The sequence below is a fragment of the Pseudomonas extremorientalis genome (assembly GCF_024584605.1).
GTDB classification, from domain to species: Bacteria; Pseudomonadota; Gammaproteobacteria; order Pseudomonadales; family Pseudomonadaceae; genus Aquipseudomonas; species Aquipseudomonas extremorientalis.
Window position 1 is genome coordinate 1588307 of sequence record NZ_CP089519.1, and the last position, 11901, is coordinate 1600207.

Genomic DNA, 11901 nt, shown 5'->3' on the forward strand with positions numbered 1-11901 from the left:
TTGGACCAGTAACGCCTGGCTTACTGAGGGGAAACTTCGGTTTTTGGTTTACCGAAGTGCCATTCGTAGACCACGAACTTGAAGTCCTTCAAGTCGCCCTTGGCGTCGAAGCTCAGGTCGCCGGTTGGGGTCTTGAAGGTGCCTGCGTGGATGGCCGCAGCCACTTTGGCGGTGTCTTCGGACTTCGCGGCAGCGATACCGCCGGCGATGACTTCAACAGCCGAGTAGGCCGGGAACACGAACGGACCGGTTGGGTCCTGCTTGTTCTTGGTGAACTCTTCAACGATGGCCTTGTTGGCCGGATCGGTGTCGAACGACTTTGGCAAGGTAACCAGCAGGCCTTCGGAAGCGTTCTGGGCGATTTGCGAGATGGAGTCGTTGCCGACACCTTCCGGGCCCATGAACTTGGCGTTCACGCCTTTTTCCTTGGCTTGGCGCAGGATCAGGCCCAGCTCAGGGTGGTAGCCGCCGTAGTAGACGAAGTCGACGTTGGCTTGCTTGAGCTTCTGAATGAGCGAACCGAAGTCTTTGTCGCCGGCGTTGATGCCTTCGAAGAGGGCAACTTTCACGCCTTTCTTCTCGAGGGTCTGTTTAACGGCGGTGGCGATGCCTTCACCGTACTGCTGTTTGTCGTGAATGACCGCAACGACTTTTGGCTTCACGTGGTCGGCGATGTAGTTACCGGCCGCAGGGCCTTGGGCGCTGTCCAGGCCGATGGTGCGGAAGACCAGTTTGTAACCACGGGAAGTGATTTCCGGGCTGGTGGCAGCCGGGGTGATCATGATCACGCCTTCGTCTTCATAGATGTCGGAGGCTGGCTGAGTGGAGCTGGAGCAGAGGTGGCCGACCACGAACTTGACGCCGTCGTTGACCACTTTGTTGGCCACGGCAACGGCTTGTTTAGGATCGCAAGCGTCGTCGTATTCCTTGGCTTCAAGCATTTTGCCGTCGACGCCGCCCTTGGCGTTGATGTCGGCGATGGCTTGCTTGGCACCCATGAATTGCATGTCGCCGTATTGCGTCACAGGACCGGTTTTCGGACCTGCGATACCGATCTTGATGGTGTCGGCTGCGAACGAATGGCCGGCAACCCCAGCCAGGACCATAGCGGCAAACAGTTTGGAAATCTGCTTAGTAGCCTTATTCATAGTGCTCCACTCTTACTGTTGTATTTTTTATAGTTCTAGCGGCCTTGTGAGCTGCAGAACCGGATCAGATATCTCGGATATCCCCCCGGCAGTGCCCTGGCAACTGTACCGGTACAGTGTAGAGCGCCGGTTGATCGCTTGAAAAGCTGGCTGCTGGGGGCAAAACCCGGGTATGTCGCTTAAATGAAAGAAAAAGACAGAATTGCGGCGGGGTGATGCCAGAGTTTCGGGCAATCCTTGGCTTTCCTGACCCTTTCAATCGATGACGCATTTGCAACTGGGTTTTTCTGCCTGACGCTCGACGTTATGATTGCGCCGATTTTTTATTCAGGTGAACTCCCATGACGCAAGAACCTAGCACCCTCTATGCCAAGCTGCTCGGTGAAACTGCCGAAATTTCCTGGAAGGAGCTTGAGCCGTTCTTTGCCAAGGGTGCCCTATTGTGGGTCGACGCTGGCCTGGATTTGATCGAAGCGGCCGAAGGCATGGCCGAGGATAACCGCGACAAAGTCGCTGCCTGGCTGGCCGCAGGTAGCCTTGGCGAAGTGTCTGCGACGCGGGCGCTGGACCTGGTGGAGCGCGATCCGAGCCTGTGGGCGGTGGTGGTTTCGCCGTGGATTCTGATCCAGGAAAGGGCGGCGCAATAAAAGCCCGCACGAAAAAGGTGCGTCTTTTTTGCCGCGGTAAGTGTGTAGCGGAGTAACCGCTGAGGCGGTGATGGCATCTTGCCGTAGAGAAAGGTCACAGCCGAGGGTGACGTGCGCGTCACGGGAACAGTTGGGCGGGTGGCTAAACGGCTGCAGAATTGTTTCGTGGTGTGGCAAGGCTATACATTTTTTTGCAATACAGGCCGTCATCGCAGGCAAGCCAGCTCCCACATTTGAAATGCATTCCAAGTGTGGGAGCTGGCTTGCCTGCGATGGGCGCGCCTCGGTCTAAGCCGTCTTGCCGGTATGGTTGTTCAAGGAGATAACCTTGGTCTTGCCAATCCGGTGGCGGTAGATCTCACGCAGGTACTTGATCGCCTTCTTCACGCAATCCCGTGACAGGCGAATGTCATTGATCGACACGAACTTCTCTTTGTCGTTGATCAGCTCGCGGTACTTCTTCTCATACATCGGCTTGATCGCGTACCAGTTGGTATCGAGGATCTTCGCCGGGTTCTCGAACTCGTTGAGCAACTCGTCGATACGATCTTCGTCGAAGTCCTCGTGGATGATGAAGTCCAGGATCGAGTTATCCAGCGTGTCATCGAAGCGATAAGGGTTGCGCGCAAAACAGCGTTTGATGAAGGCCACGATCAACGTGAGGAAATCATCCGACAGGCACGGGCTCTTGGCGATCAGGGTGGTCAACGACAGGTTGGCCGAGGCGCCGATCACCAGGGCGTAGCGCTTGAGCGTGGTGTTGGGGAACAGGCTGTTGAGGTGGGTCTTGAGCCGATTCAGGTCCATGTAGGACAGCTTGTAGTCCTTGGGCAGCGACACAATCGAGACCACCGACGAGCAGTTCTTGAAGAAGTGCAGGTCATGCAGCGCGGCGGCGTCGTAGCCAGAGTTCTTGTACTGTTCCAGGGACGCCTTGTAGCGCTTGGATTCGATCGGCAACAGGCTGATGCCTTCGATGGCCTGGGTGACCTTGTTGAAATGCGGCAGGTCGATGGAACGGAAGAACAGATCGTCGATGTTCAGGCGCTGCGGCTCTTTCTCGAACACCTTGAACTTGTCGTTCGACGGCGCCGGGGTTTCCGGGACCACGGACTCGGCGTAGGCAATCGCCACCGGGCCGGCCAGGCTCATGAACAGGTCGTTGGCATCCAGGCGAATGGTTTCGCCGATGTCGATGCCGGCGCGCCGGAAGTAGTTCTGGTCGTAGTCGGTGGTCACGGCCTGGGCAGTGAGGATGTTGAAGATCTGCTGGGAAATATACTGGTTGGCGTGTTTTTCCATGGCATTGACGTCAATGTTCTGGATATTGCCGTCATCGCTTTCTTCGGCATAACGCATGATGTCATTGGAGATCAGCATCATCGCGTTCCACGGCCGGATCCGTCCCTTCACGCTGGCTTCGCTGCTGTCTTCATTGGCGAAGTTGTACGAGAAATCCCATTCTTCCGACAGGTATTTGCACAGCAGTCGCCCGGCGTTGATGTGCAGCGCCTCGGACATTTCGCTGCGGTGGTCGGAAATGTTCGGCAGCACGCAGATGCCGCTGGTGAAGATCGGCTCGAACACAAAGGCGTGACCGCTCTTGCTGTCGTGCTCATCGGCGGGCTTGGTGTCGAAGGTCTTGTTCATGTACGAGTGTTGCTGGGCCAGGCCGAATTCCGAGGCCATGCCTGAACCCGTGCCGCCGCCGGCGCTGAAGATCGAGAAGTACAGGCGCGACTGGTTGGCCTTGATACCGCAGGAGTCGATCAGGTACGAGTGGATCATCTTCCAGTCGGGGCTGGAAAAACGCTGGGTGTCTTTGTTCAGGATGATCTTGGCCAGGTACTGGCCGAGGATTGGCGCGTTACCGGCGCCACCAGCATGGACTTCCGACAGGTCCATGATTTTCATCTTGCTGTAGTCGCGCAGGAAACCGCTTTTCTCGCCCTTGCGCGAGAAGCGGATACGTCCGGCGATGTCCTTGTCCAGGTCGCCCAGCATCACCAGCGGCTCGACGAGGAATACCGGTTTGCTGGCCTTGCCGCTGCCCAGGCGCAGGTTGTTGCGGATCCACTGGGCCGGGCTGTAACCCTTGTCCTGTGACTTATCTTCGTTGCTGAATTCGTTCAGGTAGAACTTGCGCGCGTTGTACACCAGTTCCGCGACGTCCAGCGCGATGTTCGAACCGCAGCGGCCCAGGCCGATCAGGCACACCGAGGGGAATTCCTGTTCGTTGCGCGGGTCGCTGTCGCCTTCCAGGTGGGGCGGGCGCGGGAACACCATGTCGCGCAGGCCGTCGAGGTTGTCGAGGATGCGGTCGGTATTGGTTTCGGTGAAGTACAGGTATTGCTGGGTGGCCAGCGGGCGGGCGGTGCTCAATGACTTTGAACCTGGGGGTGTGTCCGCAGGCGCTGGGAGCAATACGTCGGATACCACGGTGGCAGAGTTATTTTTAGAAGTCATTGTGCGCCATGTGCCTGGGCGGATGGCTGAAACAGATCAAGGGGCCATCACGGAATGGGTGTTCGCGACTTTACAGTGCGTCCTTGTCCTGGACGATTGGGTTTTACCCCTGTGATTTCAGGGGGAACACGGCCGGACTCTGATGAATCGGCCGTTCGTCGGGGTTCTTTAGGCAAATGATGGCGAAATGCCAAAAATTCGGCGTCAGCGAATTGGCCTGACGATGGACGTGGACCCACCGCGACCCGGGGCAGGTTCTTTCGGTGCACTGATGTCTTTGGCGGCCAGCGTACCGGTTGTGTGTAGCGGGTTACGCATGTTGATGCCTTGCATCACACCAACGATGTCACTGGCCGGCACCGCCGGGCTCAGCAGGTAACCCTGGACGAAATCGCAGCCATGCTTGAGCAGCACCTCGAACTGGGCCTGGGTTTCCACGCCTTCGGTCACGACCTCCAGGTGCAGGGTATGGGCCATGCCTATAACCGCCTGGACAATCTCGATATCGGCGGTGGACCTGGGAATATCCTGGATAAACGAGCGGTCGATCTTCAACGTGTTGAGTGGCAGGCGCTTGAGGTAGGCAAGGGAAGAGTAGCCGGTACCAAAATCGTCTATGGCCAGCGATACGCCCAGCGCGCGGATTTGCCGCAGTAACGCCAGGGTACTGCTGATGTTGCCCATCAGTGCATTTTCGGTGACTTCCAGTTCCAGGCGGTTCGCGCCGATGCCACTGAAGCGCAAGGCGTCTTCGATTTCGTCCGCCAGCTCGTCACGGGCCAGGTTCAGGGCCGAGCAGTTCACCGCCATGGTCAGATCGGTGTAGCCCCGGTCAGACAGCAGGCTCAGGTCATGACAGGCCTGGCGCAATACCCAGTGGTCCAGTTCGGCAATCAGCCCGTTGCTTTCTGCGATACCGATAAACCGGTCCGGCGCCAGCAACCCATGCTGGGGATGCTGCCAGCGCACCAAGGCTTCCAGGCGTGTGACCTTGCCGAGTTTCATGTCAAAGATCGGTTGATAGAACAACACCAGTTGGTTGCGGGTGCGCAGGGCGCTGCGCAGTTCTTCCTCCAGTTGCAGTTCGAGGAACGCGCGGGTCTTCAGGTTGGAACTGAAGAAATTCAGGTTGTTACGCCCGGCGTCCTTGGACTGGTACAGCGCCAGGTCGGCGGTTTTCAGCAGCTCTTCGCAGGTCAGGCCATCGTCGGGGAACAGGCTGATGCCAATACTGGTGGTCATCACCATGCGCCGGCCGGCCAGTTCGATGGGTTCTTTCATCTGCTGCATGATGCGTTGGGCCAGGTGCCGCGCTTCGTCGCGGTGGTGGATGCTGATCAGGATGCAGAATTCATCGCCGCCAAAGCGCGCCACCACATCCGCGTGGCTGCGTACCGAACCCTTGATATGCCCGGCCAGCACGGTGAGCAACTGGTCGCCGGCGTCATGCCCGAGGCTGTCATTGATGCGCTTGAAGTGGTCGATATCGAGGAAGATCACCGCCATCATGCCGTTGGACGCGGTTTTTTCGGCGAGCTTCTCCGCAAAGATCTGGTTGAAGCCGCGGCGATTGAGCAGGCTGGTGAGGGCGTCGTAATGCGCCACCTGTTGCAGCGATGCTCGGGCCTGGTCCAGTTCGCTGAGCAGGGCGTTGACCCGCCGCAGGTCGCGTTCCTTGTGCTGCAGTTTCTTGTCCGCCAGGGCGGCGCTGATGCTGCTGCCGATCACCAGCAGGGTGATGACGGCCACCGACAGGCCCAGTTGAATGGGGTTGTTATCCAGGGGTAACGAAAGGTCGGCCCCGGTGGGAACGATGAGTTGCATGGCCGCCATGCCGGTAAAGTGCATGCTCAGGATCCCGGCGCCGAGTACCAGGCTGGCAGCGTACTTGAGCAGTTGATGGAACACGCCGGCGCCGGTACGCAGGTAGCTCGACAGCAGCAGCGCAGCCAGGCTGGCACCGATGGCGATGCCCACCGAGGCCATGAACAGTCCGGACTCGAAATAGACCTGGGCCTGTGAGCGCATGGCAGACATGCCGACGTAGTGCATCAATGCGATGCCGATGCCCATCCACACCGACGCCAGCAGGTACTGGTGGAAACGCAGGTTGGAATGACTGAGGGTTTGCATGGCGAACAACGAGGCGACCAACGCAATCAACAGCGAAGCAAACGTTATCAATAATTCGTAGTGGATTGCGATGGGGGCCTGGAAGGCCAGCATGCTGATGAAATGGGTGGACCAGATCCCGCCTGCCAGGCAACCGGCGCCGAGCCAGCGCCAATGACGTCTGGCGGTAGCGTCCTCGACATGGCCGACACGTTCGGCCATGTCCAGCGTACCGAAGCCGGCCGCGCAAGCGACCAGATAGGCGAGCAGCACCAGAAAGGGGTTATGACTGCAATTGAGTAATAAGTGCCCGCTCTTTGGAAGCTCGGTAAAAAAATGCAGACCTAGCCATTCCATAGCATGTCCCGTCATAGAGTCACGTCACTGCCTGAGGCGATGACCTATGAGGTCGAGTATAGAAGCATAGGAGAATTCGCAAGGAGTAATGGCATTTTGCTTTTCTACGATTTTGGCATGCCGTCCATAGCGTTTGATGCTAAGCGCTGATCGGCAACGCCAGTTCCAAAGGCTGTTCCAGCGGTGCCAGGCCAAAGGCGGCACGGGCTGCATCACAATCGGCGTTGTGCACGCCCTCGTACCACGAGGACTCGAACTCACGGCACACGCTTGAGCGTTGTTCGTAGATCGTGCAACGGGTGCCTTGGCCCACTTCGCCCTCAAGGCTGCAGCAGCGCGCGGGTTTCTGGTCGGTGCCGATCATTGCAACGCGGGTCGGGTTGATCTGCACCACCAGGTCATCGGGCACCGTGCCCCCCGACGAGGCGCACTCACCCCAGAAGAAAGACACACGAAAGTGTGAACAGCAGGCACCGCAATTCAGACACGGACTGGCTTCGGACATGGGCGTCATCAATAAGAAAAGTAGGTTGGGGATGCTACGGAAGGCTCGCCATTCTATCCGTGCCATGGCCGTTGGGAAGGGGGGCGCGCACTTATATTTTTGTGGGGAAAGTCCCGTGTTGCCGGGCGAAATCATGCCCTATCAGCTTTACGAATCATTACAGACAACCGGGCCCTGCCTGACTATGTTGCAGGTACCGGGCAGGATGCATCGGGCATCGCAGCTCTCATAACAATAAAAGAGACGGACCCATGCAGAACTCGACCCAAGCGGCGAATGCCTGGCGCATTCTGTTCCTGCTGTTCCTCGCCAACCTGTTCAACTTCTTCGACCGCACCATCCCGGCGATTATCATCGAGCCAATCCGCATGGAATGGCACCTGAGCGACTTTCAGCTCGGCATTATCGGCACCGCCTTCACCATCGTCTATGCGATTGCCGGGCTACCGCTCGGGCGGCTGGCCGACACCGGCTCACGCAGCAAACTGATGGGCTGGGGCCTGTTCGCCTGGAGCGGGCTGACGGCGGTCAATGGCCTGGTCGGCAGTTTCTGGACGTTTCTGCTGGTGCGCATGGGCATCGGTATTGGTGAGGCCAGCTATGCGCCGGCCGCCAACTCGCTGATTGGCGATCTGTTCCCGGCACACCGCCGTGCGCGGGCCATGGGGATTTTCATGCTGGGCCTGCCGTTGGGGTTGCTGCTGGCATTCTTCACCATCGGCTGGATGGTCAAGGCGTTCGACAGCTGGCGCGCTCCGTTCTTTATCGCCGCTGTGCCGGGGCTGATCCTGGCGGTGTTCATGTTCTATATCAAGGAGCCCAAGCGCGGCGCGGCAGAAACCGTGCAGGTTTCCCAGGAGCGTGTCGACCGCCCGATCCGTCGCGTGCTGGCGGTGCCGACCTTCCTGTGGCTGGTGTTGGCGGGGTTGTGCTTCAACTTCGCCACCTACGCCTGCAATTCGTTCCTGGTGCCGATGTTGCAGCGTTACTTCCTGATGCCCTTGCAGGACGCCGCGGTCGCCACCGGCGTGATCGTCGGCCTGACCGGCCTGGTGGGCCTGACCCTGGGCGGCTGGGTTGCCGACAAGATCCATCAGCGGGTCGCCAATGGCCGTCTCTTGTTTGCGGCGTTCAGTCTGATCATCTCTACCGTGACCACCGCGTGGGCTTTGCACGCCGGGCGCATCGAGATTGGTGTGTTCGTGGCGCTGTTCAGCGTGGGCTGGTTGTTTGCCTACAACTTCTACACCTGCGTGTACACAGCGATCCAGGACGTGGTCGAGCCGCGCCTGCGGGCCACGGCGATGGCGCTGTTCTTCGCAGGCTTGTATTTGCTGGGCGGCGGGATGGGGCCGATCGTGGTGGGTGGCTTATCTGACTACTTTGCCCATTCGGCGATGTATGCAGCGGGGGCGCAGCAGATGACCGAGGCTTACAAGGCGGTGGGATTGCACGATGCCATGTACCTGATTCCGGTGGCGTTGTTCCTGACCATGCTGTTCCTGTTCCAGGCGTCGCGCAGTTTTGTGCGCGATTCCAAGCGGATGAAGGATGGGTTGGGGACGGTTGAGGTGCCGGCTGCTGCTGCAACGGCCTGATAGTGAGGTGACGCCATCGGGGGCAAGCCCCCTCCCACATTTGACGGTGCTGTCATGTCGATCACCGATCAGTTGTGGGAGGGGGCTTGCCCCCGATGGGGCCTCCAAGGCCAATGAAAAAGACCCGCATTGCGCGGGTCTTTTTCATTTAACAGGGCAGGGCGGTGATCAACCCGCCACCAACACCCGAATCGCTTCCAACCGCAGCGCCGCCTTGTCCAGCATGGCCAAACCTTGCTCGCGCTGATTGCGCAGGGCCACCAGCTCACTGTCACGCACGGTCGGGTTGACCGCCTGCAACGCCGTCAGGCGCGCCAGTTCTTCGTCGGTGTCCGCCGCCAGGCGACGCTTGGCCTCGGCCACACGCTCGGCGTGGCGCGGGGTGATCTTCTCTTCACCCGCGTTGATCCGTGGCGTGAGTTGATCGCGCTGGGCCTGCACGAACTTGTTGGCGCTGGCGCGTGGCACGCTTTCCAACTGGTCGTTGAGGGTTTCGAACGACACGCGGCTGGACAGGTCGTTGCCGTTCGCATCCAACAGGCAGCGCAGGGCGGCCGGCGGCAGGTAACGGCCCAGTTGCAGGGAGCGCGGGGCAACCACTTCGCTGACGTAGAGCAGTTCCAGCAACACGGTGCCCGGCTTGAGCGCCTTGTTCTTGATCAGTGCCACGGCGGTGTTGCCCATGGAGCCGGACAGCACCAGGTCCATGCCGCCCTGCACCATCGGGTGTTCCCAGGTGATGAACTGCATATCTTCACGGGACAGCGCCTGGTTACGGTCGTAGGTGATGGTCACCCCTTCGTCGTCGCCCAGGGGGAAGCTGGCGTCGAGCATTTTTTCGCTGGGCTTGAGGATCAGTGCGTTTTCCGAATGGTCTTCGCTGTCGATACCGAACGCGTCGAACAGGGTTTCCATGTAGATCGGCAGGGCGAACTGGTCGTCTTGCTCGAGGATGTCTTCGACCAGGGCATCACCTTCACCTGCGCCGCCGGAATTGAGTTCCAGCAGGCGGTCGCGACCGGTGTGCAGCTCTTCTTCCAGGCGCTCGCGCTCGGCACGGGCCTCGTCGATCAGGGCTTGCCACTCGCCGTCGTCGGCGTTTTCCAGCAGCGGCAGCAGGCGCGGGCCGAACTGATGCTGCAAGGCGTTGCCGGTCGGGCAGGTGTTGAGGAACGCGTTCAGCGCTTCGTGGTACCACTGGAACAGGCGCTCTTGCGGGCTGGTTTCCAGGTACGGCACGTGCAGTTCGATCACGTGCTTCTGGCCGATCCGGTCCAGACGGCCGATGCGCTGTTCCAGCAGGTCGGGGTGGGACGGCAGGTCGAACAGCACCAGGTGGTGGGAGAACTGGAAGTTGCGGCCTTCACTGCCGATTTCCGAGCAGATCAACACCTGGGCGCCAAACTCTTCATCGGCGAAGTAGGCGGCGGCGCGGTCACGCTCAAGGATGTTCATGCCCTCGTGGAACACCGTGGCCGGAATGCCGGAGCGTACGCGCAGGGCGTCTTCCAGGTCCATGGCAGTTTCGGCGTGGGCGCAGATCACCAGGACCTTGGTGCGCTTGAGCATTTTCAGCTGGTCGATCAGCCATTCGACCCGAGGGTCGAAGCGCCACCAGCGGTTTTCTTCTTCGACGTCCGGCTGCGCCTGGAAGCTGACTTCGGGGTACAGCTCGGCGTGTTCGCCCAGCGGCAGCTCCAGGTATTCGTCCGGGTTTGGCAGCGGGTAGGCGTGCAGCTTGCGCTCCGGGAAACCCTGCACGGCGGCGCGGGTGTTGCGGAACAGCACACGGCCGGTGCCGTGGCGGTCGAGCAGCTCACGCACCAGGCGGGCGCTGGCTTCGGTGTCGCCATCGTTGACGGCGGTGAGCAGGGCTTCACCTTCGTCGCCGAGGAAACCCTGGATGGTCTTGTGTGCGGCAGGGGACAGGCGACCCTTGTCCAGCAGCTCCTGCACGGCTTCGGCCACCGGGCGATAGTTCTCGCTCTCGGCGCGGAAGGCGGCGAGGTCATGGAAGCGGTTCGGGTCGAGCAGGCGCAGGCGCGCGAAGTGGCTGTCCTGGCCCAATTGCTCCGGGGTGGCGGTGAGCAGCAGCACGCCGGGAATCACTTCGGCCAGTTGCTCGACCAGCGCGTACTCGGGGCTGGCCTTGTCTTCATGCCACACCAGGTGGTGGGCTTCGTCGACCACCAGCAGGTCCCAACCGGCGGCAAATAGCGCGTCCTGGGCCTTCTCGTCGTCGACCAGCCACTCCAGGGCGACCAACGCAAGCTGGGTGTCTTCGAACGGGTTGGTGGCATCGCTTTCGATAAAACGTTCTTCGTCGAACAGCGCCACCTGCAGGTTGAAACGGCGGCGCATTTCCACCAGCCATTGGTGCTGCAGGTTTTCCGGAACCAGGATCAACACGCGGTTGGCGCGGCCCGACAACAGTTGGCGATGGATCACCAGGCCGGCTTCGATGGTCTTGCCCAGGCCCACTTCGTCCGCCAGCAAGACCCGTGGCGCGATACGGTCGGCGACTTCACGGGCGATGTGCAGTTGGTGCGCGATAGGCTGCGCACGCACGCCACCCAGGCCCCACAACGAGGACTGCAACTGGCGGCTGGTGTGTTCCAGGGTGTGATAGCGCAGCGAGAACCAGGCCAGCGGGTCGATCTGCCCGGCGAACAGACGGTCGCTGGCCAGGCGGAACTGGATGAAGTTGGAGAGTTGGGTTTCCGGCAGGGTGACCTGCTCGTTCTGCCCATTGAGGCCGTGGTACACCAGCAGGCCGTCGACGTCGTCGACTTCCTGCACGGTCATTTTCCAGCCTTCGAAATGGGTGATGCTGTCGCCCGGCGAGAACCTCACGCGGGTGAGGGGCGCATTCCGTAGCGCATACTGACGAGTGTCGCCAGTGGCCGGATAGAGCACGGTCAACAAGCGCCCGTCCTGTGCCAGAACGGTGCCTAACCCCAGCTCTGCTTCGCTGTCACTAATCCAGCGTTGCCCCGGTTGATACTGCTGCGCCATGCTGCCTGACTCCCGCCGTGAAAAAGCCGACTATCTTAACGGAACAAGCCCCC

Annotated in this window: 7 protein-coding genes; 2 read left to right on the forward strand and 5 right to left on the reverse strand. The window is 60.1% G+C overall.

Annotated features, from left to right (window positions below):
* Positions 1-20: 20 nt before the first annotated feature.
* Positions 21-1148, reverse strand: a complete 1128-nt coding sequence (locus LUU92_RS06990) for a branched-chain amino acid ABC transporter substrate-binding protein (protein ID WP_058425228.1) — start codon at positions 1146-1148, stop codon at positions 21-23.
* A gap of 341 nt (positions 1149-1489) precedes the next feature.
* Between LUU92_RS06990 and LUU92_RS06995 the strand changes: the two genes are divergently transcribed.
* Positions 1490-1795 (forward strand): DUF2288 domain-containing protein, encoded by a 306-nt coding sequence (locus LUU92_RS06995; protein WP_016970387.1) that lies wholly within the window; start codon positions 1490-1492, stop codon positions 1793-1795.
* 288 nt (positions 1796-2083) lie between these two features.
* Here LUU92_RS06995 and LUU92_RS07000 read toward each other — a convergent pair whose 3' ends face one another.
* The 3 genes from LUU92_RS07000 to LUU92_RS07010 form a co-directional block, all read right to left on the reverse strand.
* Entirely contained in the window at positions 2084-4261 is a 2178-nt protein-coding gene (locus LUU92_RS07000; RefSeq protein WP_071488853.1) for a hypothetical protein, read from the reverse strand.
* 204 nt (positions 4262-4465) lie between these two features.
* On the reverse strand, positions 4466-6730 hold the full coding sequence (locus tag LUU92_RS07005; protein WP_071488854.1) for a putative bifunctional diguanylate cyclase/phosphodiesterase: 2265 nt from the start codon (positions 6728-6730) through the stop codon (positions 4466-4468).
* Between the two features lie 139 nt (positions 6731-6869).
* Positions 6870-7235, reverse strand: a complete 366-nt coding sequence (locus LUU92_RS07010) for a YkgJ family cysteine cluster protein (RefSeq protein WP_071488855.1) — start codon at positions 7233-7235, stop codon at positions 6870-6872.
* A gap of 251 nt (positions 7236-7486) precedes the next feature.
* Here LUU92_RS07010 and LUU92_RS07015 point away from each other — a divergent pair, with 251 nt between their 5' ends.
* The gene (locus LUU92_RS07015) at positions 7487-8833 is read left to right on the forward strand and encodes a spinster family MFS transporter (protein WP_092241254.1); all 1347 of its coding nucleotides are present in this window, start codon (positions 7487-7489) and stop codon (positions 8831-8833) included.
* 168 nt (positions 8834-9001) lie between these two features.
* Here the strand turns inward: LUU92_RS07015 and rapA are convergent, their stop codons facing one another.
* Positions 9002-11848, reverse strand: coding sequence for an RNA polymerase-associated protein RapA (rapA, locus tag LUU92_RS07020; RefSeq protein ID WP_071488858.1), 2847 nt, complete (start codon positions 11846-11848; stop codon positions 9002-9004).
* Between the last annotated feature and the right edge of the window lie 53 nt (positions 11849-11901).